Origin of the sequence: Rhizobium sp. TBD182 (assembly GCF_001950375.1) — a bacterium.
Taxonomy (GTDB): domain Bacteria; phylum Pseudomonadota; class Alphaproteobacteria; order Rhizobiales; family Rhizobiaceae; genus Agrobacterium; species Agrobacterium tumefaciens.
The window spans coordinates 558,814-583,641 of sequence record NZ_BDLN01000002.1; the positions used below are offsets into that span (position 1 = coordinate 558,814).

At 58.7% G+C, this 24,828-nt stretch carries 24 protein-coding genes and 1 other RNA gene; 10 read left to right on the forward strand and 15 right to left on the reverse strand.

Features of this window, described 5'->3' with window-relative positions; genetic code table 11:
* Positions 1-102 precede the first annotated feature (102 nt).
* The 5 genes from T18_RS11345 to T18_RS11365 form a co-directional block, all read right to left on the reverse strand.
* Positions 103-684 (reverse strand): 5-formyltetrahydrofolate cyclo-ligase, encoded by a 582-nt coding sequence (locus tag T18_RS11345; RefSeq protein WP_003511404.1) that lies wholly within the window; start codon positions 682-684, stop codon positions 103-105.
* Positions 684-1,946: a hemolysin family protein gene (locus T18_RS11350; protein WP_003511405.1), complete on the reverse strand. Its 1,263-nt coding sequence runs from the start codon at positions 1,944-1,946 to the stop codon at positions 684-686. The genes T18_RS11345 and T18_RS11350 overlap by 1 nt, the downstream gene beginning before the upstream one ends.
* Before the next feature lie 234 nt (positions 1,947-2,180).
* Positions 2,181-2,339: non-coding RNA, 6S RNA (ssrS, locus tag T18_RS11355), on the reverse strand.
* Between the two features lie 78 nt (positions 2,340-2,417).
* Positions 2,418-2,795, reverse strand: coding sequence for a cell division protein ZapA (locus T18_RS11360; protein ID WP_003511406.1), 378 nt, complete (start codon positions 2,793-2,795; stop codon positions 2,418-2,420).
* Between the two features lie 11 nt (positions 2,796-2,806).
* Positions 2,807-3,079, reverse strand: a complete 273-nt coding sequence (locus T18_RS11365; RefSeq protein ID WP_003511407.1) for a DUF4164 domain-containing protein — start codon at positions 3,077-3,079, stop codon at positions 2,807-2,809.
* A gap of 324 nt (positions 3,080-3,403) precedes the next feature.
* Between T18_RS11365 and tkt the strand changes: the two genes are divergently transcribed.
* On the forward strand, positions 3,404-5,386 hold the full coding sequence (tkt, locus tag T18_RS11370; RefSeq protein WP_003511408.1) for a transketolase: 1,983 nt from the start codon (positions 3,404-3,406) through the stop codon (positions 5,384-5,386).
* Between the two features lie 62 nt (positions 5,387-5,448).
* A complete protein-coding gene (gene gap, locus T18_RS11375) occupies positions 5,449-6,459 on the forward strand; it encodes a type I glyceraldehyde-3-phosphate dehydrogenase (RefSeq protein ID WP_003511409.1) in 1,011 nt (336 codons plus the stop codon).
* A 200-nt stretch (positions 6,460-6,659) separates the two neighbouring features.
* On the opposite strand, the gene T18_RS11380 is transcribed toward gap, so the two are convergent.
* A complete protein-coding gene (locus T18_RS11380) occupies positions 6,660-6,926 on the reverse strand; it encodes a hypothetical protein (RefSeq protein ID WP_003511410.1) in 267 nt (88 codons plus the stop codon).
* A 386-nt stretch (positions 6,927-7,312) separates the two neighbouring features.
* Here T18_RS11380 and T18_RS11390 point away from each other — a divergent pair, with 386 nt between their 5' ends.
* The 3 genes from T18_RS11390 to T18_RS11400 all read left to right on the forward strand — a co-directional run bounded on the left by T18_RS11390 (position 7,313) and on the right by T18_RS11400 (position 11,665).
* On the forward strand, positions 7,313-9,178 hold the full coding sequence (locus T18_RS11390) for a potassium/proton antiporter (protein WP_035251577.1): 1,866 nt from the start codon (positions 7,313-7,315) through the stop codon (positions 9,176-9,178).
* A gap of 68 nt (positions 9,179-9,246) precedes the next feature.
* The gene (locus tag T18_RS11395; protein WP_003511413.1) at positions 9,247-10,449 is read left to right on the forward strand and encodes a phosphoglycerate kinase; all 1,203 of its coding nucleotides are present in this window, start codon (positions 9,247-9,249) and stop codon (positions 10,447-10,449) included.
* A gap of 190 nt (positions 10,450-10,639) precedes the next feature.
* Positions 10,640-11,665 carry a class I fructose-bisphosphate aldolase gene (locus tag T18_RS11400; protein ID WP_003511414.1) on the forward strand — a complete coding sequence of 342 codons (1,026 nt, stop codon included), beginning with the start codon at positions 10,640-10,642 and terminating at the stop codon, positions 11,663-11,665.
* Between the two features lie 56 nt (positions 11,666-11,721).
* Here the strand turns inward: T18_RS11400 and T18_RS27155 are convergent, their stop codons facing one another.
* A complete protein-coding gene (locus tag T18_RS27155; protein ID WP_013761835.1) occupies positions 11,722-11,877 on the reverse strand; it encodes a hypothetical protein in 156 nt (51 codons plus the stop codon).
* Positions 11,878-12,013: 136 nt separating this feature from the next.
* Between T18_RS27155 and T18_RS11405 the strand changes: the two genes are divergently transcribed.
* The 3 genes from T18_RS11405 to T18_RS11415 all read left to right on the forward strand — a co-directional run bounded on the left by T18_RS11405 (position 12,014) and on the right by T18_RS11415 (position 14,412).
* Entirely contained in the window at positions 12,014-13,303 is a 1,290-nt protein-coding gene (locus T18_RS11405) for an MFS transporter (RefSeq protein WP_003511417.1), read from the forward strand.
* Entirely contained in the window at positions 13,300-13,491 is a 192-nt protein-coding gene (locus tag T18_RS11410; RefSeq protein ID WP_003511418.1) for a DUF1192 domain-containing protein, read from the forward strand. Before T18_RS11405 ends, T18_RS11410 begins: the two co-directional genes overlap by 4 nt.
* A gap of 405 nt (positions 13,492-13,896) precedes the next feature.
* Positions 13,897-14,412 carry a DUF1465 family protein gene (locus T18_RS11415; RefSeq protein ID WP_003511419.1) on the forward strand — a complete coding sequence of 172 codons (516 nt, stop codon included), beginning with the start codon at positions 13,897-13,899 and terminating at the stop codon, positions 14,410-14,412.
* A gap of 151 nt (positions 14,413-14,563) precedes the next feature.
* Here T18_RS11415 and rpmE read toward each other — a convergent pair whose 3' ends face one another.
* Positions 14,564-14,785 carry a 50S ribosomal protein L31 gene (gene rpmE, locus T18_RS11420; RefSeq protein WP_003506183.1) on the reverse strand — a complete coding sequence of 74 codons (222 nt, stop codon included), beginning with the start codon at positions 14,783-14,785 and terminating at the stop codon, positions 14,564-14,566.
* Positions 14,786-15,046: 261 nt separating this feature from the next.
* Here rpmE and T18_RS11425 point away from each other — a divergent pair, with 261 nt between their 5' ends.
* On the forward strand, positions 15,047-16,846 hold the full coding sequence (locus tag T18_RS11425) for an ABC transporter transmembrane domain-containing protein (protein WP_003511420.1): 1,800 nt from the start codon (positions 15,047-15,049) through the stop codon (positions 16,844-16,846).
* 11 nt (positions 16,847-16,857) lie between these two features.
* On the opposite strand, the gene T18_RS11430 is transcribed toward T18_RS11425, so the two are convergent.
* The 6 genes from T18_RS11430 to T18_RS11455 all read right to left on the reverse strand — a co-directional run bounded on the left by T18_RS11430 (position 16,858) and on the right by T18_RS11455 (position 23,575).
* Positions 16,858-18,504: an FAD-binding dehydrogenase gene (locus tag T18_RS11430; RefSeq protein WP_003511421.1), complete on the reverse strand. Its 1,647-nt coding sequence runs from the start codon at positions 18,502-18,504 to the stop codon at positions 16,858-16,860.
* Between the two features lie 89 nt (positions 18,505-18,593).
* A complete protein-coding gene (locus tag T18_RS11435) occupies positions 18,594-19,625 on the reverse strand; it encodes a peptidoglycan -binding protein (RefSeq protein WP_003511422.1) in 1,032 nt (343 codons plus the stop codon).
* 2 nt (positions 19,626-19,627) lie between these two features.
* On the reverse strand, positions 19,628-20,647 hold the full coding sequence (locus tag T18_RS11440; RefSeq protein WP_013761839.1) for a hypothetical protein: 1,020 nt from the start codon (positions 20,645-20,647) through the stop codon (positions 19,628-19,630).
* 200 nt (positions 20,648-20,847) lie between these two features.
* Positions 20,848-21,648, reverse strand: coding sequence for an inositol monophosphatase family protein (locus T18_RS11445; RefSeq protein ID WP_003511424.1), 801 nt, complete (start codon positions 21,646-21,648; stop codon positions 20,848-20,850).
* A 164-nt stretch (positions 21,649-21,812) separates the two neighbouring features.
* A complete protein-coding gene (locus T18_RS11450) occupies positions 21,813-22,913 on the reverse strand; it encodes a tetratricopeptide repeat protein (protein ID WP_013761840.1) in 1,101 nt (366 codons plus the stop codon).
* 8 nt (positions 22,914-22,921) lie between these two features.
* A complete protein-coding gene (locus tag T18_RS11455; RefSeq protein WP_038494236.1) occupies positions 22,922-23,575 on the reverse strand; it encodes a thiamine phosphate synthase in 654 nt (217 codons plus the stop codon).
* A gap of 103 nt (positions 23,576-23,678) precedes the next feature.
* Here T18_RS11455 and T18_RS11460 point away from each other — a divergent pair, with 103 nt between their 5' ends.
* Positions 23,679-24,443: a sulfite exporter TauE/SafE family protein gene (locus T18_RS11460; protein ID WP_038494239.1), complete on the forward strand. Its 765-nt coding sequence runs from the start codon at positions 23,679-23,681 to the stop codon at positions 24,441-24,443.
* A 100-nt stretch (positions 24,444-24,543) separates the two neighbouring features.
* Here the strand turns inward: T18_RS11460 and T18_RS11465 are convergent, their stop codons facing one another.
* Positions 24,544-24,720 carry a YdcH family protein gene (locus T18_RS11465; RefSeq protein WP_003511430.1) on the reverse strand — a complete coding sequence of 59 codons (177 nt, stop codon included), beginning with the start codon at positions 24,718-24,720 and terminating at the stop codon, positions 24,544-24,546.
* Between the last annotated feature and the right edge of the window lie 108 nt (positions 24,721-24,828).

The window sequence follows — 24,828 nt, forward strand, 5'->3', positions numbered from 1 at the left end:
CCCGCCCCGATCTTGCGCATGTTCCTAAATTCCGTCCCCTCTAACGGGTAATCCATCTTTTAAAAAGTGCTAAAGCGCCTTTTTCCCATCGGTCATCAACGGCTAAGCCGAAAACCAGCGCAGGCCACTCTCCGTCAGAACCGCCTGAAGCGGCACGTCATGCGGCTCCGCCGGCACGGATGGCACTTCCTGACAATCAAATGCGACGCCGATGAGAACGGGCGCTCGGCCTTTGCCGTGCAATCTCGCAATAGCGCGATCATAATGACCCGCGCCATAACCGATACGCTGACCCTGCCCGTCAAAGACGGAAAGCGGGACGAGCAGAATATCCGGATCGAGAACTTCTGCGTCCTCTGCCGGACCGGTCGTGCCGAAGCCCGTCTTCACCAGCGGTGCATCCGCATCAAAGGCGCGGAAAACGATGGTCTCCCGGTTCAGCACAACGGGAAGGGCGAGGCGCCCGCCTCTTGTCCGCAGTGCCTCCATCAGCGGCCGAATATCGGCCTCTGAACGGATGGGCATGAAACCGGAAATAACGGCACCTGGCGAGAACGGAATGGCAGATGCACCATATGCCGTCATCGCCTCGCTTTTTTGCTGACGCTCGGCTTGTGGCAACGCATCACGCGCGGCAAGCCTTTCGCCGCGCAGCCTTGCTTTTTCGGCGATGTCGCCAGACATCAGGCAGCCCGGCTCACGAGCACCTTGTCGATACGGTGTCCATCAAGGTCTATGACCTCAAAACGCCAGCCGTTGCGGGTGATGTGTTCGCCCAGTTCCGGCAGGCGACGGAACTCGTCAAGCACCAGACCGGCAACGGTCTCGAACTCGGCGTCTTCGTCGATCTGGAAGCCCATGCGGTAAGCGAACTCATCGGCGGGCATCCAGCCGGCAACGAGGAACGAACCGTCCTCGCGCTCGACGATCGCCGGCTCCTCGTCATTGTCTTCCTGGAAGGCACCTGTGATTGCTTCCAGAACGTCGCCAGAGCTGACGATACCTTCGAAATGGCCGTATTCGTCATAGACCAGCACCATATGCACGGTGGAGCGGCGCAATGACTGGATGACATCGACAGCACTCGTCAGATCCGAGACGACGGGAACTTCGCGCAGAAGCTCGCGCACGTTCAGCTCCTTGCCGGATGCCAGCGCATCGAAAGCGTCCTTGGCGAAAAGCACGCCCAGAATTTCATCGGAGGCGCCGTTGCGCACGGGCAGGCGGGAACGCTGCGTTTCCCGAAGCTGAACACGGATTTCTTCCGCACTGTCTTCAATATCGACGACTTCCACGTCGCGGCGCGGCGTCATCAGGCCACGGGCATTACGGTCGGCAAGGCGCATGACGCTGGTGATCATCGCCGATTCCTCGGTTTCGATGACGCCGGCGCTATGAGCTTCCGCCAGAACCGTGCGGATTTCGTCATCCGTGACCGATGCATTGGACGTGCCGCTATGGCCGAGAAGCGCAAGGATGGCTTTACCGGATTTGTCGAGAAACCAGACCAGTGGCGCGCCGACCTTGGAGAGCATCACCATAGTGGGTGCAACACGGGCAGCGATCTTTTCCGGATCGCGCAGCGCAATCTGCTTCGGCACCAGTTCGCCTACGATCAGCGACAGATAGGTGATGGCGACGACCACGGAGCCCACGCCCAACGCATCGGCAACCCGATCGGGGACGCCCTGCACCGACAGCCATGCCGTGAACCGTGCGCCGAGGGTGGCACCGGAAAACGCACCGGAGAGAACGCCGACCAGAGTGATGCCGATCTGCACCGTGGAAAGAAAGCGTCCGGGATTTTCGGAAAGACCGAGCGCCATCGTGGCGCCCTTGCTGCCGTGCGCGGCAAGCACTTTGAGCCTCGCCGGTCTGGAGGAGACAACGGCAAGCTCGGACATGGCAAGCACACCGTTCAATACGGTGAGCAGGACCACGATCATAATTTCAGTAAACAAGTTTAGCTCTTTGGGCTGTTGAACGGCACGTCGCGGTTTTGGCCGCAGCGCCCTCTTTCAAAAAAAAGGGCATGACAGACATACCAATTGAGATAATAGGGAATTGTTCCGCCATTGCAATGACAGCAGCATAAAAAAGCCGTCTCCGGCAGCAATGAAAAATAACTGTCGACACTATGAGAGTCAGAAGAAGAATCGGGGAGTGACCCGAAACTTCAAGTGCGATCCACGGCGACCGATGGAGATTTACGATCCTGGGTGCCTACAAATGTAGGTGGGCGCCATGTGTCCAGCCCCACGGGACTGGCCAGGGACAGCTCCCTTTGGATCGAGTATGGCCCCAGGGATTGTGGTTCCTGTCGGGAAGCGCAGAACGCCTCTTAGATATAGGACGTATCCAACCAAACCACCAGAGGGCCAAGAACGAATTTTGTTGCTGGAAAGCTTTGCCGGCGATCAATGCGCCGCAGGCTTTGGCCGCGCCAGGAGTTTTTCGGTAATACCGTTCAGACGGTCGGCCAGATCGCTGATGGCAACGGCAACCATCTCGTCCGATCTTGCCTTGTGTTCGGCCATACCGTCGCGGTTGCGAGAAAGGGACGCTATTTCCCCCTCAAGCTTTTCGATCTTGCGGTTGAGCTCGGAAAGTTCGTCCATCACCATGATACCCGACATGACGGTCAAGCGCAGATCACCGATTTCGCCGAACTGGCTCTTTAGATGCCCCACATAACGGTCAAAACGGGTAGCGAGATCGGTCAGGTGCTCTTCCTGCCCTGCCTCGCAAGCCATGCGGTAGGCCTTGCCGTCGATCATAACAGTAACTTGCGCCATGAAACCGCTCCCTATCGATCCAGCACCGCGCGAATCGTCTCCATCGCCGTCACCAGACGGCGGGAAACCTCGCGGTTGACTTCTTCGAGACGATTGGCGCGAAACTCGGCCTGGTCCAGCTCGTGCGCGAGCCTTGCGCGATCGACATGGACCCGCTTGACCTCGTTATCGATTTCGCCCGTCTCCCTTTGCCGTTCGATACGCATATCGATGGCATTTTCGAGATTTGTGATGGCAGCGCTCAGCTCCGTCACCGCAGATTGTACGGTCTTCTCAGCCGACATCGTTTTTTCCAACTCGCAAGTAACCGGCCGAATCGTCCGGTTTCAGGCCTTTTCAACATCCAAGAGGTTATTACCCGATTTATCATCACGTCAATCAAACCAGTGCATTGAGGCGTTTTGCTCTGTGGATGAACGAGGAAACGGCGACACATATCGCACGATTTTTCTCGAGACACCCGTTTTGCTAAACGATTTTTATCCTTGAGAGAACCGCAATTGCCCGTGGATTTATTGACTTGCCTGCCTCACCTGCTATGGATCAACCCGCTTTTTGGATAGTTGCGTAAAACTATCTCCCTTCACCCGGAAACAGACGGAAAAGCCATGATTTCTCGCGACAAACACGACCGGATGGCCAATGCAATCCGCTTTCTTGCCATGGATGCAGTAGAGAAGGCCAACTCCGGCCATCCCGGCCTGCCGATGGGCGCAGCTGATGTCGCCACTGTTCTTTTTACCCGCTTTTTGAAGTTCGATCCCAAGAGCTCGCTGTGGCCGGATCGTGACCGCTTCGTGCTGTCTGCGGGCCATGGTTCGATGTTGCTTTACTCGCTGCTCTATTTGACGGGCTACGAGGACATGACGATCGACGAGATCAAGCGTTTCCGTCAGTTCGGCTCCAAGACTGCCGGCCATCCCGAATATGGCCACGCGACCGGCATCGAAACGACGACCGGCCCGCTCGGCCAAGGCATCGCCAACGCCGTTGGCATGGCAATCGCCGAACGCAAGCTGGAAGAAGAATTCGGCTCCGATCTGCAGAACCACTTCACATATGTGCTGTGTGGCGACGGCTGCCTCATGGAAGGCATCAGCCATGAAGCCATCGCGCTCGCCGGCCACCTGAAGCTTAACAAGCTCGTTCTCTTCTGGGATGACAACAACATCACCATCGACGGTGAAGTTGGCCTTTCCGACAGCACCGACCAGATCGCCCGCTTCCAGGCTGTTCACTGGAACACCATACGCGTCGACGGCCATGATCCGGATGCGATTGCCGCCGCGATCGAAGCTGCACATAAATCCGACCGCCCGACCTTCATCGCCTGCAAGACCGTGATCGGTTTCGGCGCACCAAACAAGCAGGGCACCCACAAGGTTCACGGCAACCCGCTGGGCGCCGAAGAAATCGCCGCCGCCCGCAAGAGCCTCAACTGGGAAGCCGAAGCTTTCGTCATTCCGGAAGACGTGCTGGATGCATGGCGTCTCGCCGGCCTGCGCTCCACCAAGACCCGTCAGGACTGGGAAGCCCGTCTCGAAGCCACCGAAGCCGGCAAGAAGGCCGAATTCAAGCGCCGCTTCGCCGGCGATCTGCCCGGCAACTTCGACAGCGCGATCGATGCCTTCAAGAAGAAGATCATCGAGAATAACCCGACCGTCGCCACCCGCAAGGCGTCCGAAGATGCGCTCGAAGTCATCAACGGCATCCTGCCGGAAATGATCGGCGGCTCGGCCGACCTGACGCCGTCCAACAACACCAAGACCAGCCAGATGAAGTCCATCACGCCGACGGACTTCTCCGGCCGGTACCTGCATTACGGCATCCGCGAACACGGCATGGCAGCAGCGATGAACGGTATCGCACTGCATGGCGGTCTCATTCCCTATGCCGGCGGCTTCCTGATCTTCTCGGACTATTGCCGTCCGTCGATCCGTCTGGCTGCCCTGATGGGCATCCGCGTCGTCCACGTTCTGACGCATGATTCCATCGGCGTCGGCGAAGACGGCCCGACTCACCAGCCGGTGGAGCAGATCGCCGCGCTGCGCGCCATCCCGAACCTGCTCGTCTTCCGCCCGGCGGATGAAACCGAGACGGCGGAATGCTGGCAGCTGGCGCTTGAGCAGAAGCATCGTCCTTCGGCGCTAGCGCTCACCCGCCAGAACCTTGCGCCTTCGCGCAAGGAATACGAAGAAAAGAACCTTTCCGCTTACGGCGCCTACGAACTCGTATCCGCAAGCGATGCCAAGGTTTCGATCTTTGCATCCGGCTCGGAAGTGGAAGTAGCGCTCAAGGCCGCAGCGACGCTGAAGGACAAGGGCGTTTCCGCCCGCGTCGTTTCCGTTCCCTGCTTCGAGCTCTTCAAGGAGCAGCCGGAAACCTACCGCAACGCCATCATCGGCAAGGCTCCGGTCAAAATTGCGGTGGAAGCCGCCATTCGCCAGGGCTGGGATTACTTCATCGGCTCCGACGGCGCTTTCGTCGGCATGCATTCCTTTGGTGCGTCCGCGCCGGCGAAGGATCTCTTCAAGCACTTCGGCATCACGGCGGAAGCTGTCGTCGCCGCAGTCGAGGCAAAACTTGCATGAGGGCTTCCCAAGCCCTCACATTCCGCAAAGACCAAGCACATATCTTGTTCGGGAGACTATAAATGACTGTAAAAGTTGCCATTAACGGCTTTGGCCGCATCGGCCGCAATGTTCTGCGTGCCATCGTCGAATCCGGCCGCACCGATATCGAAGTCGTTGCCATCAACGACCTCGGCCCGGTTGAAACCAACGCCCACCTGCTGCGCTACGATTCGATCCACGGCAAGTTCCCGGCAGATGTGAAGGTCGAAGGCGACACGATCATCGTTGGCGGCGGCAAGCCGATCAAGGTTACGGCCGTTCGCGATCCGGCAACGCTGCCGCACAAGGAACTGGGTGTCGACATCGCGCTCGAGTGCACCGGCATCTTCACCGCCCGCGACAAGGCCGCTGCCCACCTGACGGCTGGCGCGAAGCGCGTCATCGTTTCCGCTCCTGCTGACGGCGCTGACCTCACGGTCGTCTTCGGCGTCAACGACGATCAGCTGACGAAAGACCATCTAGTCATTTCCAACGCGTCCTGCACCACTAACTGCCTCGTGCCAGTTGTGAAGGTTCTCGATGACGTCGTTGGCATCGATCACGGCTTCATGACGACGATCCACTCCTACACGGGCGACCAGCCGACGCTGGACACCATGCACAAGGATCTGTACCGCGCCCGCGCCGCAGCCCTTTCCATGATCCCGACCTCGACGGGTGCAGCCAAGGCCGTTGGCCTCGTTCTGCCGCACCTCAAGGGCAAGCTGGACGGCACGTCGATCCGCGTTCCGACCCCGAACGTTTCGGTCGTCGATTTCAAGTTCATCGCCAAGCGCGACACGACGGTTGAGGAAGTCAACGAAGCAATCAAGTCCGCTTCCAACGGCAAGCTGAAGGGCATTCTCGGCTACACCGAAGAGCCTTTGGTCTCCCGCGACTTCAACCACGACAGCCACTCCTCGATCTTCGCGATCGATCAGACCAAGGTCATGGAAGGCAAGTTCGTGCGCGTTCTTTCCTGGTACGACAACGAGTGGGGCTTCTCCAACCGCATGTCGGATACGGCCGTCGCATTTGCGAAGACCATCTGAACAGGCACCACGGTTCGCGAATTAAGAAAAACCGGCAGGCGCAATCCTGCCGGTTTTTCTTTGCCAAAAAATTGCCGGCGGGACGAGGGACCCGCCGGCATCGATCCTGAAGCAAGGCGGGGCGCTTCGGATCGAAGACCATCGCCCGGCAAGAGGCGCATGAGACCAGGCCGACCAAGTCTGATGAACTGCACAACCCGTTATTTCTTGTTGTTGATGATAATCTGATCCGAACTGCTACCGCTCCAGATCGTATCGAAAGTCTGTTGCCTCAAATCGCTTTGCTGCATGGAAAGCTTCATCATGCAGTCAGCGAAATCACGCGAACCTTCAGGGTAACCAAACACCCGGCAACGCTCGCGTTGGGCGGCCATGTTTTCAGCCGTCTGTTCCGTGCTGGAACAGCCCGAAACAATTGGGCCGACCGCCAGCAAGGCAATAAATATAGTAATGGATTTCCGTTTCATCCGATCGCTCCGGTCATGGTGAAAGCAACTCGGACGCGACAACTAACGTAGCTGCATTGTCTCTATGTTACGTCGAATCGCCGGCACGCGAATTGTTTGCGCGAAACATCCACAGCGCTACACGCCATGAACGTTTCGCCCGGGCGCCGAAAAAAATCCCATTTCCTGCCTTCGTCTGGTCCACTTTGAAACGGACAAGAAGAACAGGGACAACGGTCGTGCGCAATGCACTTCGGCCCTGCCGTATCATTCGATACACCCCGCCTTGCGTCGCCTTTCATCGCCACCCACAACAGCGCTGACAGACCGCAACCCGTGGCGCATTGACTGCAAACGTGCAGGGCATTGATTGCGACGGCCAGCGCGGTTTGAAAGAGGCGGTGGACGTGGAATCATTTTATCTTCTGTTGCTGGTGGCAACTGTTCTGGTTCTCGTCGCAGCGTTCTCAAGCCTCATCGCCTTCCGGTTCGGCGCACCGCTCCTGCTGCTCTTCCTGATGATTGGCCTTGCGGCAGGCGTGGATGGCCTCGGTATCCAGTTCACCAACAATCCGCTCGCCTATATGCTCGGCTCGCTCGTTCTCGCCGTAATCCTTTTCGATTCCGGTTTCGGTACGTCGATACAATCCTTCCGGCTTTCGGCAGCCCCCGCCGTCGCCCTCGCCACCGTCGGCGTCATCCTCACATCCGTGTTTTTCGCAGGCGCTGCCGCCCTGTTGCTCGGACTGTCGTGGCTGGAAGGCCTGCTGCTCGGCGCCATCGTCGCCTCTACGGATGCGGCAGCCGTATTCTTTCTCTTGCGCATCGGCGGCATTCATATCCGCGATCAGGTCCGCTCAACGCTTGAGGTCGAATCCGGCACCAATGATCCCATGGCGATTTTCCTCACCGTCGCGCTGGTCGAGATCATCGCCAAGGGACAGGGACTGGCCGGCATCGACACCGGCTTCCTGCTGCTGTTCGTCGAGGAAATGGGTCTCGGTGTTATTTTCGGCCTGCTCGGCGGCGTCATGATCGCAACAGTCGTCAACCGTTTCGCTGCCGACCGCGGGCTGGCGCCGATCTTCGTGCTGGCTCTTGCCCTGCTGGTCTTCTCCTTCACCGGCGCTGTTGGCGGCAGTGGATTTCTTGCGGTCTATGTGGCGGGCATCGTTGCCGGCAACCGCCGGATTTTTGCCAAGGAGACCATCCGCCGTTTCCATGAAGGGCTGACCTGGCTTGCCCAGATCATCATGTTCCTGATGCTCGGCCTTCTGGCAACGCCATCGCAATTTCCAGCGATTGCTATTCCGGCCGTGCTGCTTGCGCTTTTCCTGATCTTTGTCGCCCGCCCGCTTGCGGTGTGGCTCAGCCTCATGCCCTTCAACTATACCCAGCAGGAAACCTCCTTCGTGGCATGGGTGGGCCTTCGTGGAGCGGTTTCCATCCTGCTTGCCATCATGCCCATTCTTGGCGGCCTGGACGATGCGCAAATCTATTTCAATGCCGCCTTCATCATCGTGCTCGTGTCGCTTCTGCTGCAAGGCTGGACCATCAAGCCGGTGGCAACACGGCTCGGACTGATCGTGCCGCCGCGCATGGGTGATGTCGACAAACTGGAAGTGGACCTTCCCGGCACTGCCAATCACGAACTGATTTCATACCGCGTGGCCAAAGGCAGCGCCATCATGCAGGGCGAGCGTATTCCCCGCTGGGCAATGCCCTCGCTCGTCGTGCGCGACGGCAAATCCATTCGCTACCAATATGCCGGGCGCCTGCGCGAAAATGATCTCGTCTATCTTTTCATCGCGCCCGGTTATACGCGGCTGATCGACCGGCTGTTTGCAAGCGCCCTGCCGGTTGCGGATGACGACGCCGATTTCTTCGGGATCTTTGCAATCTCTCCCGCGCGTCCGGCCACGGAGCTTGACGCCGCCTACGGCCCCGGCCTTATTTCGGCAAACGAGCATGCCATGAGCATCGCGGAACTGATCGAGGCGCGCCTTTCCGGCAAGGCAGATTATGCCGACCGGGTGCGCCTCGGTTCTATTGTTCTCATCGTTCGGGCGCTGGACGAACATGAGGCGATTACCGGGATCGGAATTTCGCTTGAGCCGGTCGAACCGGCTATCGGCCTGCCGATCTTTATCAGCTTTTCGGAAATTCTCCGCCGCGTGCGCGCTTATCTGGCGCAGCGGCGCCAGTCGGGCTCCACCGCTGCCGGCAAGGGCATTTCCGCGCCTTCAGACGAGGCAAGAGAAAATGAGGCCTGACCGGCTTGCGTCGGCAATCAGGCATAGTATGGTCCGTCCCGAACTCGCAACGAAATCAGGATCGACCTATGCCCGCCTTCAAGACCATCGATGACCTTAACGATATTGCCGGAAAGCGCGTCCTTGTCCGTGTTGATCTCAACGTGCCGGTTGCGGATGGCAAAGTGACGGACAGCACCCGTATCGAGCGGGTTGCACCGACCATTCTGGAGCTTTCCGAAAAAGGCGCAAAAGTCATTCTGCTCGCCCATTTCGGTCGCCCCAAGGGTGAACCGGTCGCCGACATGTCGCTCTCCCAGATCGTGCCTGCGGTCGAGGAAGTGCTGGATCACGCCGTTTTCTTTGCATCCGATTGCATCGGTGCGCCGGCAGCCGACGCAGTCGCGAAAATGAATGATGGCGATATCCTGCTTCTGGAAAACACCCGCTTTCACAAGGGCGAAGAGAAGAATGACACCGCCTTCGTCGAGGCTCTGGCAGCCAATGGCGATATCTATGTGAACGACGCCTTCTCTGCCGCGCACCGTGCGCACGCCTCCACCGAGGGCTTGGCGCGTCATCTGCCCGCCTATGCCGGTCGCACCATGCAGGCCGAGCTGGAGGCGCTGGAAAAAGGCCTTGGCCAGCCTGTTCGCCCGGTCGTCGCCATTGTCGGCGGCGCCAAGGTTTCCAGCAAGATCGATCTCCTGATGAATCTCGTCAAGAAGGTCGATGCCCTCGTCATCGGCGGCGGCATGGCCAATACCTTCCTTGCCGCGCGTGGCGCACAAGTCGGTAAGTCCCTCTGCGAGCACGACCTTGCCGAAACCGCAAAACAGATCATGATCGAGGCGGCGACATCCGGCTGTGCGATCGTACTGCCGGAAGACGGCGTGGTTGCCCGCGAATTCAAGGCCGGTGCGGCAAATGAAATCGTCGATATCAACGCCATTCCCGCTGACGCCATGGTTCTCGATGTCGGCCCAAAATCGGTCGAAAGCATCAAAGCCTGGATTTCGCGCGCGGAAACGCTGGTCTGGAACGGCCCGCTTGGCGCCTTCGAAATCGAGCCCTTCGATGCGGCAACCGTTGCTGCCGCAAAACATGCCGCCGAATGCACGAAGGCCGGCAAGCTCGTCTCCGTCGCCGGTGGCGGCGATACGGTCGCGGCACTCAACCATGCCGGAGTCTCGGACGATTTCACCTATATCTCGACGGCAGGCGGCGCCTTCCTCGAATGGATGGAAGGCAAGGAATTGCCGGGCGTTGCCATCCTGACCGCCGCCAAGTAGACTTCCCACACTTGCCTGACACGAGGCCGGACAAGCGATGCTTGGCCGGCCTCGTTTTTTGGTAAGTGCGCATGGGAGGAAAGTTTCAAACGATTGAAATGATTTCAATCGTTTCAATGAGTTAGCATGCCATTTCCCTGCCCTGGAACTTCTGTTATCGGGAATTTATTGTGCCTTGGGAGAATAGCAAATGACCGAACGTCTCGAAGACATCGCAATCAAAATGGTTGCAGACGGCAAGGGCCTGCTCGCCGCCGACGAATCCACAGGAACGATCAAGAAGCGTTTCGACAGCATCAACCTGGAATCAACCGAGACCGCCCGCCGCGATTATCGCGAAATGCTGTTCCGCTCCGACGACGCCATGAAGAAGTGCATCTCCGGCGTCATCCTTTACGAAGAAACCTTGTTCCAGAAGGCCGCCGACGGTACGCCATTCGTGGACATCATCAAGGCCGCCGGCAGCCTGCCGGGCATCAAGGTGGATATCGGCGCCAAGCCGATGGCTTTCCACCCGGGTGAATTCATCACCGAAGGCCTTGACGGCCTGTATGAGCGCCTGCGCAAGTACCATGAAGCCGGCGCGCGTTTCGCCAAGTGGCGCGGCGTCATCACCATCGGTGATCAGCGTCCGAGCTGGGGTTCGATCAAGGCAAACTCCCAGTCGCTCGCCCGTTACGCTGCCCTCTGCCAGCAGGCAGACATCGTGCCGATCGTGGAACCGGAAGTGCTAATGGACGGCGAACCCGGTACGCACGATATCGATCGCTGTGCGGAAGTCACGCAATGGGTTCTCCAGACCGTGTTCGCGGATCTGTTCGACGCCCGCGTCAACCTTGAAGGCATGATCCTCAAGCCGAACATGATCATCGACGGCAAGAATGCCCGCAAGGCTTCCGTTGATGAAGTGGCGGAAAAGACCGTGAAGGTTCTGAAGGCGACCGTGCCTTCTGCCGTTCCCGGCATCGCTTTCCTTTCCGGCGGCCAGTCCTCCGAAGAGGCGACGGCGCATCTCTCCGCCATGAATGCCGGTTACGACCTGCCCTGGTCGCTGACCTATTCGTACGGCCGCGCCCTTCAGGACACCGCACTCAAGGCGTGGGGCGGCAAGCAGGAAAATGTCGCCGCCGGCCAGCGTGCTTTCACTCACCGCGCGATGATGAACACCCTGGCTGCCAAGGGCAACTGGAAGCAGGAACTCGAAAAGGCTGCCTGAGGCATAGCCCCAGGCATTTATAGAAAATTGAAGCCGCCCCTTGGGCGGCTTTTTCTTTATGGGCGCAAAAGCAGCGTCGCCGACCAGATGACGAAGGCGGCAACCGCTATCTTCCAGCAATCGCCTCTTTTCTTGAGGCCGGGCAGGCCCAAGGGGCGGATGATCTGCACAATCATCGCCAGCAGTAAAAAAAGGCCGATCGCCTTTGTCATTTATTGAGCCTTTTCTCTATTTCTGCATCGTCACAGGCTGGACATTTTTACCGTTCACCAGAAGAGTGCAACTCATTCGGGTAACCCCCGTCTTATGGCCTGCCGACCATACGTTCGAACGCATGAGAGTGTCTTCATGAGCAGAAATCTTCTACCCGTATTCGCTCTTTTATCCAGCACTCTGTTTCTTTTTCTCGGTAACGGCCTTCAGGGTCTCGTGCTACCCATGCGCGGTTCGGCGGAAGGTTATTCCAATGAAATTCTGGGCTTTCTCGGCACCTCCTGGGCGGCAGGCTTCGTCATTGGGTGTTTTGTGGCGCCCGCCATCGTGCGCCGTGCGGGGCATGTGCGGGCATTTGCTTCCTTCGTGGCGCTTGTCTGCCTGACCGTGCTGATGACCGGCCTCGTTATCGATGATGTCTGGTGGATTACGCTCCGCGCGCTTACAGGCTTCTGCACCGCCGGCACTTCCATGATCATCGAGAGCTGGCTGAACGAGCGCGCGACGAATGAGAGCCGCGGCATGATCTTTTCGCTCTATATCGCCATAACGCTGCTTGGCGTCGTGGCTGGGCAGATGATCGTGCCGATGGGCGATATCAGTAATAGCTCGCTGTTCATGATCTGCGGCATCATCTATTGCATCGCCATTCTGCCGGCCACGCTTTCTAAGGCTGCCAGTCCCCAGCCCTTGCAAAAGGTGAAGCTGGACTTACCCGCCCTCTATCGGAATTCGCCGGTCTCCTTCGTCGGTATCCTGATGATCGGCATCGCCAATGGTGCTTACGGTACGCTTGGCGCCGTTTTCGGCGCGCGGGCGGGCCTTGATCCGACCATGATCGCCATCATGGTTTCCGTCACGATTTTCGTCGGCGCACTCGCCCAGTTTCCTGCAGGCCGCCTTTCGGACCGGATTGACCGCCGTTATGTGCTTGCAGGACTGGCGGGGCTTGGCGCGGTTGCGGGCCTGGCCGTGGCGGCCGTGCAGCCGCATGATGTCTATGTGCTCATTCCGATGATCGCCATTTACGGCGCCGCCGCGAACGCGCTTTATCCCATCGCCGTAGCGCATGCCAACGACTTTGCGGCATCGGAAGACTTCGTCAAGGTTTCCGGTGGACTGCTACTGCTTTATGGCATCGGCACCATCATCGGCCCGACGCTCGGCGGCGCGGTCATGACCTATTCCGGCCCCTATGCGCTGTTCCTGGTGACAGCCGTCGCCCATGTGCTGATCACGGCCTATGCCATCATCAGAAGCCGTCAGCGCGCCACGCTTTCGAACGCCGAAAAGGACAATTTCTCGACGATGATGCCGACAACGCCCTCACCGCTCGTGACACCGGAAAGCATTGCGCTTGACCCGCGCGCGCCGCAATATCCCGAGGACGATGGCGACCATGTTGAAAAAGGAGCAGGCATATGAGCCTCTTGGACGATGACCGTCCGCAAAAACCGGTAGCGCATGAGATCGGCAGCGATCTCAGCCTTCTTTCGGTGGACGAGCTGAGCAACCGCATCGACATTCTTCAAACCGAAATCACCCGACTTGAAGAGGAGAGGAAAAGGAAGTCTGCTGGCCGGCTTGCGGCGGAGAACCTCTTCCGGTCCTGACAGGCGGCCTTCAGCAAAACCTCCGGCCAAGTCTTAACTCGATAAGCTGCTGCCACAAAGGCAAACGAGATTAACGATTCTGATGCAGTCTTTCGTTTACCATTAACCAAAAATTAAGCTTTCTGAGAGATTACTATACATGTCCAGTTCTTCTGGGCCTCAGGCATCTTCTCCATACGGCGAATTGGTCTGATTTTTCTCCCTGTTTTACCTTGAGAGCCGCTTTCGCGGCTCTTTTTTTACCGATCACCGGATTTCGTAAAACTGTGGGTATTAACCCTTCTTTAATAATTGCCTTGCGCATTTCAGGTAAAGATACCATCCTGAAAACACTAAAGGCCGGAACAAAATATTACCGGTCGTCGTTGCCTGACAGTGTGGTGCGTGAGCAGGGATTTAAAGAAAATGTCGGAACAGGTTTTAAATACCATTAGCTTTGCGGGTCGCGCGGCTGCTTCCAACCAGTTCAAGACCCTCTATACCGAAGGCATGACCTTGGTTGAGGAAACGGCGAGCTATCTTGATGGAGCCGGTCGTACCGCTTCAAAGGTTCTGCCGCGCATGGCGTCTGTCCTTTACGCGGCAGAATCGATGCGCCTCACCACCCGCCTGATGCAGATGGCGTCCTGGCTGCTTCTGCAGCGCGCCGTCAACAATGGCGAGATGACACGCGATCAGGTTCTCAGCGAAAAAAGCAAGGTGCGGCTCGACAGCTTCAACGTCGATCGCAACGCTCCAGGCTGGAACGACCTGCCTGAGTCGTTCCGTGACCTCATCGAGCGGTCGCTCCGCCTCCAGAACCGCGTTGCCCTTCTCGACCGCGAAATCTACCGCCCGTCCGAAGCCACCAAGGTACCTGACAACGAAAACAGCGTGCAGGCGCAGCTTAACCTTCTGCGCACGGCTTTCTCGATCAACTGAGAAAAGACGACCTTATCCAGACAATTTGAAAAGCAGGCTCATAGGCCTGCTTTTTTGTTTTGGCCTACAATGGGCTCGTTTCACCGGATCGACAGACAATAAAAAAGCCCGGTAAAACCGGGCTTTTTTAAATGATCCGTCCACAAGTGGATTAGAGGCCGAGGCCGCCGAAACGCTTGTTGAACTTGGAAACGCGACCGCCGCGGTCCATAAGCTGCTGGTTGCCGCCCGTCCATGCCGGATGGGACTTGGGGTCGATTTCAAGGTTCATGACTGCGCCTTCCGAACCCCAGGTCGAGCGGGTTTCGTATTCGGTGCCATCGGTCATGACGACCTTGATCGTGTGATAAGCGGGATGGATATCAGCCTTCATGACAATCTTCCTGGTTAAGTGACGTGCGGTCCATTTGCCGCAATTGCGTCAACTGAGCCATTTCAATAAATGAAGCCATAGTCCTGATGGGCTATGGCTTCCCAATTCGATGCGGAGCCTATACATGAAGGTCGCCCAGATAACAAGAGCCTGCTATCCCCTTGTGAAAGGAGATGGCCGCAGGGACTAGAATTTTACCGCGTGCCGGAAATTCACCCGCAAAAGGCCGAAAAACGGCACGGAACGAGGAGTGTAGCGGACGTGGCAGACATTGAAGAGCAGAAAGCGGCTAAACAGAGAAACCTGAAGCCGCTGCTTGGCCTGTTTCCGTATCTCAGGCGTTATCGCGGCCTGATGGCGGCGGCCCTGTTTGCGCTTGTGCTTTCTTCCGCCACGACACTTGCCTTGCCGCTTGCCGTTCGCCGTATCATCGATCACGGTTTCCAGACGCCGGACGGTGGCATGATCAACAGCTACTTCGCCGTGCTTCTGGCCATTGCTGTCCTCCTCGCTCTCGCCAGCGCCATGCGCTATTATTATGTCATGACCATCGGCGAAAGGGTCGTTGCCGATCTGCGCCGGGATGTCTTTGCTCATCTCACCACGCTGTCCCAACAGTTTTTCGATGCCAACCGCTCGGGAGAGCTGACCTCGCGGTTGACCGCGGATACCGTACAGATTCGCTCGGCGTTCGGTTCCTCAGCTTCCGTTGCGCTGCGTAACATCATCATGTGCTGCGGCGCGGTGGCGATGATGATCTATACCAGCCCCGGCCTTTCCGGCCTCGCGCTCCTGGCCATCCCGTTCATCGTTTTTCCTTTGATTGCTTTCGGGCGCTCGGTTCGTGCCCGCTCCCGCAATACGCAGGACACATTGGCCAATTCCGCCGCCTATGCCTCGGAAACGATCGGGGCGAGCCGCACCGTGCAGTCCTTTAACGCCGAGGCGCTTGCAAATGCCCGCTACGGCGCCTCCGTAGAAGCAGCCTATCAGGGTGCGCGCGCAGCGATAGGCGCCCGCTCCATCCTCACCGCCGTCGCCATCGCGCTCGTTTTCGGCAGCGTCGTCGGCATTCTCTGGTATGGCGCGCAAAGCGTTTTGTCCGGCGGCATGACGGCGGGTACGCTTGGCCAGTTCGTGCTTTATTCGGTCATCGCGGCAAGCGGCCTAGGCCAGCTCTCCGAAGTCTGGGGTGAACTGGCGCAGGCGGGCGGCGCGGCTGAACGGCTTTCCGAACTGCTGAACGAGCGCTCGCCCGTTGCCGAGCCGTCAGCACCCGTTTCGATGGTTCAGCCGCCGCGCGGCGAAGCGGCATTCGAGAATGTCGGTTTCATTTATCCACTCGCAACCGGTGGCCCGATCATCTCCGGGCTCTCCTTCAAGGTCAATGCCGGCGAAACCGTCGCCATCGTTGGCCCTTCCGGGGCGGGAAAAAGCACGGTCTTTTCGCTGCTGATGCGGTTCTACGATCCGCAGGAGGGCCGCATCACCATCGATGGCGTCGATATCCGCGATGTCCGCCTTGCCGATCTGCGCGCGCGACTGTCCATTGTTCCACAGGATGTGGCGATCTTTGCCTCCTCCATCCACGATAACATTGCATTCGGTCGGCCGGCTGCGACACGCGAAGAAGTGCGCACGGCCGCTATCGCCGCGCAGGCAGACAGCTTCATCGCCCGGCTGAACGATGGTTATGACACGCAGGTGGGCGAGCGCGGCGTAACGCTTTCCGGCGGTCAACGCCAGCGCATCGCCATTGCCCGCGCCATCCTGCGCAACGCCCCTATCCTGCTTCTTGACGAAGCGACCTCCGCACTGGATGCCGAAAGCGAAACGCTGGTGCAAAAGGCGCTCGATGAGCTGATGAAAACCCGCACCACCATCGTCATTGCCCATCGCCTCGCCACCGTGTTGAAGGCCGACCGCATTCTCGTGATGGATGAGGGCCGTATAATCGAGGAAGGCACGCACCAGAGCCTTATCCGCCAGAACGGCCTTTATGCGAGACTTGCCCGGCTGCAATTCCAGACCGGGCCGGACGAACTGCGCGCTCAAGCGTGAGCCGTGTGGGCTTAAGCCAGCACGCTACGCCCCGCGACACGGCCCGAAAACAGGCAACCGCCGAGGAATGTGCCCTCCAGCGCATTATATCCGTGCATGCCGCCGCCGCCGAAGCCTGCCACCTCTCCGGCAGCATAAAGGCCCGGAACAGGGTTGCCGGCCGCGTCCAGCACCCTCGCCTCTAGGTCCGTATGCAAACCGCCAAGCGTCTTGCGCGTCAACACATGCAGGCGCACCGCAATCAGCGGCCCTTTTGTCGGGTCTAGCAACCGATGTGGTTTTGCAGTGCGCATTAACCGATCACCAAGATAACGCCGCGCTCCGTGGATCGCCGTAACCTGCGCATCCTTGCTGAAACCGTTTTCGATCTCCCGGTCTCGGGCCTCTATTTGATAGCGGATGTGGTCAATATTCAGCCGATTGTCCCCGTTTATGGTATTCATCGCCGCCACGAGTTCTTCCAGCGTATCACGGACGGCGAAATCCTCGCCGCGTTCCATAAAGGCCTGCACCGGCCCCGGTGGCTCCTTGCCCAACCGTTTGAGCAGTAGCCGCACATCCTTGCCCGTCAGATCCGGATTTTGCTCCGAACCAGAAAGCGCAAATTCCTTCTTGATGATTGCCTTGGTCAGAATGAACCAGCTGTGACCGCTGCCGCGTTCGCCCAGCATCTTAAGCGTGCCGAGCGTATCGAAGCCCGGCATCGCGGGAGCTGCGAGCCGGTTTCCATCCGCATCGCACCAGAAAGACGAGGGGCCGGGCAAAATACGAATGCCATGGTCCGGCCAGATCGGATCGTGATTTTTCACGCCCTCGGTATAATGCCACATACGGTCGCGATTGATGACCGTTCCGCCCGCAGCTTCCGTAATGGCGATCATACGGCCATCCACATGCGCAGGCACGCCACAGACCATGGTCGCGGGGGGCTTGCCCAGCCGCTCCAGCGGCCAGTTGCGCCGCACCAGTTCCTGATTGCCGCCGATGCCACCGGAACTGACGATGACCGCCGAGGCCGAAAGGACAAAATCACCCTGCTCTTCCCGGCTGCTTGGTTGCCCGCGCAACACCGGATCCCTGGCAAGAACAACACCGGAAATGCCCGTCACCCTGCCGTCAGTGATATCCAGATGATCGACGCGGTGGCGGAACCGAAAGGTGAGCCGACCGCTTGCCGTCATGGTCTTTGCCTTTTCAACGAAAGGCGCCACCACACCGGGGCCAGTGCCCCAGGTGACATGGAAACGTGGAACGGAATTGCCGTGGCCATGAGCAAGGGCACCGCCACGCTCGGCCCAGCCGACCACGGGAAACCAGCGCATGCCCAGCCGATGCAGCCATTGACGTTTCTCGCCTGCGGCGAAATTGAGATAAGCCTCCGCCCAGCGGCGCGGCCAATGATCTTCCAGGCGATCAAAACCGGCGGAGCCGAACCAGTCCTGCCTTGCAAGATCGAGATTGTCGCGCACCCGCATTCGGCGCTGTTCGGGACTATCAACAAAAAACAGACCACCCAGCGACCAGAAGGCCTGCCCGCCAAGGTTCTGCTCCCCCTCCTGATCCACAAGGCAAACACTGAAACCGCGCTCGACAGCCTCTGTCGCTGCGACCAGACCGGCAAGCCCCGCGCCGACAACGATCACATCATATCGCTCCATCAGCTCCTCCCAGATGCGACAGAATTACGTTTACGCGAACGTAAATTTACTTGCAGCTCAAGGCAACCGCTATGATACGGCTTAAGGTGTCAGCGCTCGGTGAGCTTCAGTTCGATACGGCGGTTCTGCTGGCGTGCTTCCGGCGTGTCGCCTTCGGCAATCGGCTGATATTCACCGAAACCGGCAGCGACCAGCCGGTTGGCAGGAACACCCTTGGAGATCAGGAACTTCACCACGGAGGTTGCGCGTGCCGAGGAAAGTTCCCAATTGTCACGGAAGCGGCCGGACCCGGAAAGCTGGACATTGTCCGTGTGGCCATCCACGCGCAGAACCCAGTTGATCTCGGTGGGGATTTCCTTGGCAAGATCGATCAGCGCGGCCGCCAGCTTCTCCATCTCCGCCTGCCCTTGCGGATTGAGGTCGTTGCCACCGGATGGAAAGAGCACCTCGGACTGGAAGACAAAGCGGTCGCCGACGATGCGAATGTTTTCGCGATCCGAGAGGATTTCACGCAGACGCCCAAAAAAATCAGAACGATAGCGGTTGAGTTCCTGAACCCGCTGCGCCAGCGCAACATTGAGACGGCGGCCGAGATCGGCGATCTTGACTTGTGATGAGGTATCCTTGGCTTCCGACGCCTGCAGGGCGGCTTCCACCGATGCGATCTGCGCCCTGAGCGCCGCAATCTGCTGGTTGAGCAATTCGATCTGTGCGGAGGCGCGGGAATTGGCCTGTCTTTGGTCATCCAACTCGCCGGTCAGGCTGCCAATCCGGGCATTGGCGCTTGCATTGTTGCCCGATCCCGCATCGAGAAGCGACTGCAGGCGTGAGCGCTCGCTTTCAGATGCGGCAAGGGTTGATTGCAGGCTCGCCAGCGCATCCTCGATATCCTGCTTGCTGCCCTTTTCCATGGCCAGAAGTTCAGTCAATTCGGCAATCTGGCTGTTGAGGCGGGTCAACACCTCGTCCTTACCACTAATTTCCCGCGACAGAACAAATTGCGCCAGCACGAAGACCGTCAGCAGGAACATGATGGCCATGAGCAGCGTCGACAGCGCATCGACGAAACCCGGCCAATAATCCACACCCCTGTCGCGGCGGCGGTTGCGCGCAAGCGCCATGGCTACTCGCTCCCGTTATCGTGCCGGGTGCGTCCGGAGGATTTTGTCTCGCCGTCGATACGTGTCGACAACCGGTCGAGCGTGCGGCGAAGCGATTTCGATTCCTCCTGCTGCGCCTCGATCCAGTCACGCAACATCTGCTGCTCGCTGCGCATGTTCTTGACCAGACCTTGAATGCCTTCAGCAAGACTCGTCATGGCGGCGAGCGAGCGCTCAGTGCTGACCATTGCGCCGGGTTCAGCGTTGAATTCCCTTGGCCCATCCGCCGACGTATCCGTCACCGACGACAGCCAGTTTTCGAGCTGGGTGTAAAAACGGTTCTGGGCACGGCCGGCCTGAAGATCGAGGAAACCGAGGATCAGCGAGCCTGAAAGGCCGAGGAGCGACGAGGAAAACGCCGTTCCCATGCCGGAAAGCGGCGCGGTGAGACCGGTCTTGAGCGAGCTTAGAATATCGTTGCTGGTGCCGGCGCTGGGATCGAGCGACTGAATGACATTGCTGATGGCGCCGATGGTGCCGATCAGACCCCAGAAGGTGCCGAGCAGGCCGAGAAACACCAGAAGGCCGACAAGATAACGTGAAGTATCGCGCGATTCATCAAGGCGTGTCGCGATAGAATCGAGAATTGTCCGCTGCGTAACTGCAGAAAGCCGGACTTCGCCACGCTTGCCGATCAACGTGCTCATGGGGGCCAGCAGTTTTGGAGCGCGGCCGACTTTCTCGGCGCTGCCGGCGGCCCGGAATGCGTTAAACCAGCGGACTTCCGAACGCAGGCTCATGGTCTGCGTGAATACCAGAATGATGCCGATGACGAGAACGCCGAGAATGAAGCCGTTCAAGCCCGGATTCGTCATGAAGGCCGTGTGCGCCTGCCGGTAAAGAATGGCCGCCAGAAAGCCGACGAGGATCAGAAACAGAACCATCGTCCACAGAAACGGTGTGGGGCTGGACAGCTTGTGGCTGTATTGCCGTGTGGTCACCGGCTTCTCCACGCCGAGATCGAGCAACTCCGAATCCGCCATAACGTTCGCATTCCCTTCGGTCACGTATCAACCGGACGCTATTTGAAAATTGCGACGATTTGAAGCGAAAAGCCTGTCTTTCGTCACAGGCATTTCACGAAAGCCGGCTTGACCGAAGACCGAAAAAACAAAAACGCCCGGCGATAGTTCGCCGGGCGCCTAAAACCTGGATTAAACGGCAGGTTTTCTGCCGAAATCGATCAACGACCCGGAATCGGACGGTTGGCAACTTCCACAAGTGCCTTGTGGATATATTCGTTTCCGGCAGCAACACTGCCGCTGCCGAAGATATCCGCGCCGCCCTTGGCGTCGGAGGTGAACCCGCCAGCTTCGCGAATCAGCACCAGACCGGCCGCCATATCCCACGGCGAAAGCTCTGCTTCCCAGAAACCGTCGAGGCGACCTGCTGCAACATAGGCAAGGTCGAGTGCTGCAGCACCCATGCGGCGGATGCCGGCCGCTTCACCCATGACATGGCGAAGTTCGACGAGGAATTTGCCGTGATTGCCGCGACCGAGATGGGGCACACCGCAGCCGATGACGCAATCCGTCAAGGCCTTGCGCGCGGCAACGCGGATACGACGATCGTTAAGGAACGCGCCGCCGCCACGCTCGGCGGTGTAGAGTTCGTCGGTCGCGGGATTGAAAATCACGCCGGCTACGACTTCGCCGTTACGCTCGAGCGCGATGGAAACGGCGAAATGCGGAATGCCGTGCAGGAAGTTGGTCGTGCCATCCAGCGGGTCGACGATCCAGCGATGCGCACCATCACTGCCCTTTTCCTCGCCGCCTTCCTCACCCAGAAAATCGTAGGTGGGGCGGGCTTTCATCAGCTCGTCGCGCACGATCTTTTCAGCCTTTAGGTCCGCCTGCGATACGAAATCGCTCGGTCCCTTGACCGAAACCTGAAGGTTCTGCACTTCACCGAAGTCACGCGACAAAGACTTACCCGCCTTGAGGGCGGCCTGAACCATGACATTGAGAAGGGCTGAACGTGCCATCGAATTTGTTTCCTGGAAAGCTTGCGAACCACCCGCAAGCTAGCCGGGCAGGAACGTCATTATTTTCTTGAATTGAAAGTTTGCGGTTCAAGACCACAAAACGCGCGGAAATTCAAGGCAAAAAGCCTGCACATGCACGCTGGCGCCGAACAACCGGCCTTGCATCACATCGGACGGAAACGATTTGCCGCCTCGATAGCCTTTTTCTGCTGCTCGTCGGTGATCCCGAGATAAAAATCCTCGAGAGAGGGATCCTTCAGCCCGGCGCGGCGGGAAAGCACGTACCATTTGGCCGCCTCCACCGGATCGGGCCGTGTGCCGAGCGCCTGAATGTAAAGATGCGCCACCTTGTTCTGCGCCACGACATTGCCGCGCTGTGCAGCACCGTAAAGCCAGCGGAAGCCTTCATCCAGATTTCGCTCGCCGCCAAAACCGTTGACCAGCCAGATGCCGAGATCGACCTGCGCGGTATCGTAGCCGGCCTTTGCGGCCCGCGTCAGCCAATCGCGCGCCTTGGCCTTCTTTTCGGCCGGCACATCCTTGACCGAGTGGTAGATCTGCGACACTGCATATTGCGCGTCGGCAATGCCCTGCTCGGCGGACTTTTCATAATACGGCATGGCCATCAGTAATCCCTTTACGCCGGGATTTTCCGAAACCAGTATCTGCCCCCAGTTGAACTGAGCCGAAGCATTGCCGGCTTCCGCCGCACGGTGCATGTAATCGTCGGCCTTCGCCTTGTCGCGGGTAACGAACTTGCCCTCCATCAAAATGAGGGCGAATTTGAACATCGCGACGGGATCGCCACCCTGTGCCGCCTGCTGATACCAGAAGGCCGCGGTCTTTTCGTCGCGGGCGATGCCGAGACCACGCGACATCATTTCCGCCACCAGCGTCTGGGCGGCCGCATCGCCGTTCTGCGCACGGTTGAGCGCCTTGTCGAGCGCCTGGACATATTCGCCGCGCTGGAAATGCCCATAGGCCTCATCCACCCGGCCCTTGAACTCCTTTTCAGGCGGCAAGGCCGGCAGGTCCGCGCCCATTCGCTGATAGACGTTGACGCCCTGCGACGGTTGCAAGTCCTTCTGCTCTTCGGACTGCACCCTGCCCTGACGGGAAGGCTGCGCCTCATCCTCCAACTGGCGGGAAAGCGCGTTGCTTTCGCTTTGCGGTCCGGATTGGGCAAAAGCGACGCCCGCCGGCGCGCCGAAAGACAGCGCCAGCAGCGAAATAGAAAGGCAGACGTGAACCGAGCGCATCAACATCGCCTGTATCAACCGTCAAACCGTGGCGCTTTTTCGTCAAGCAACGCGTTGATTTCAGAAACGGCCTGGGCAGCACCCGAGGCATTGTCAAAAACGCCGCTGCGCATCGCCACGAATTCCACGCCGGCGTCGGCCACGGCAACCACAGACGAGATATCGGTGCCGCCCATGACGATGGATGGAATCTCGATCATCGATGCCCACCATTCGCCGAGTGCCAGATTTTTGGGATGCGCTTCCGGCTTGATGTCGCCTTCGAGCTTTCCAAAAAACACGTAGTCCGGATTGGACTCACCCATCTCCAGAGCCTTATGCCGATCATCGGCATTGCCGCCGCCAACGATCAGCTTCGGCGCGAAATTTTCTACGGCCTCCGCAAGCGCCTCGGCATTGCCCGCCACATGCAGGCCATCCGCCTTCACCCGGCTCGCAACGCGGCTGTCGCCCGCGATAAGGGCAGCGGCACCAGCCTCCTGCACCATCGGCACGATCAATTCGGCGCGTTTCTGGAAAGTGGCGTCATCCAGATCATATTGCGGAATGATGACCGAAGCCACATCGCCGCCTCGCAGTGCTTCTTGCAATTCTGTCGCCTGCTTTTGCGCGTCGTCCAATTGCGGGACAATCAGAACAAGGCGGCAACGGTTATCAACTTTGGTCATCGGTTCGTCCATTTCAGGCAGAAGACACTTTCGGCGTTATCTGCACTCGTTTTGATATGATAAATCCGATAGACCGGACCGGCGAAAGGATCAACCTTCATCCATGCTGACCGATTTTCATTTTTTCCTCGTCGCCATCCCCGCAGTCGTGCTTGTCGGCCTTTCCAAGGGCGGGTTGGGCGGTGCGCTGGCACTGATGGGCGTGCCGCTGATGGCGCTTGCCATCCCGCCCGTGCAGGCGGCGGCAATCTTCCTGCCGATCCTGATCGTGATGGATCTTGTGGCGCTATGGGCCTGGCGGCACCACAACCACCGGCAAACGCTCCTCATCATGCTTCCGGGCGCGATCGCCGGCATTACTCTCGGCTGGGCGACCTCAAGCCTCATCTCGGCAGACGCCATGCGCCTCGTCGTCGCCTCGGTGACGATCCTGTTCGTACTGCGTTATTTCCAGGAGAGCTTCAAAAGCCGCAAAGGGCAGGAGATTCCGGCCAGACCGCAGCGTCCGGTGGCTGCAACGCTCTGGTCCAGCCTGTCCGGTTATGCGAGTTTCGTGGCCCATGCGGGTGGCCCACCCTTCCAGATCTATGTTCTGCCGCTGAAGCTCGATCCCAGGACCTATACCGGCATGAGCGTGCGTTTCTTCGCGATCATGAATGCAATCAAGCTCATTCCCTATTTCGCGCTGGGAGCGCTTGATGCAACCAACCTCAAGACATCGGCGAGCCTGTTGCCGGTGGCAATGCTGGCGACGCTTGCTGGCGCAAGGGTGGTGAAATATCTGAAACCATCAGTGTTCTACCCGCTGATGTATACCATGGCGCTGATCGCGGCGCTGAAACTGCTGTGGGACGGGCTGCCTTTCTAGACCCAAGGCGGCCACTAAAAAGCCCTGGCAGCACGCACGTACCGCCAGGGCCGAAAAAGAATCCGTCAGTCCTTCATCGAAGGCTGGGGAATGGCATCAATCAATGCCTTGTGGAGGCGCGAAGCCTCTGTAGTTCATCCTTCAGGCGCAGTTTACGGCGTTTGAGATCGGCGATCTCTCTATCGTCAGAGGACGGGGAAGCAAGAATACTTTCGAGCTCCTCCTCCAGAGCACCGTGTTTCTTTTCGAGCGATGCAATATGAGCCTGAATGGTCATGCGGCACGTCCTTCCATTTTTAAGCCTACCTCCAGCTCTCCATCGCTGGAGTTTCAGGTTTGCGACGACAATGTGACATGGATCGTTGGTCTTGTCGAAGGCGAAATG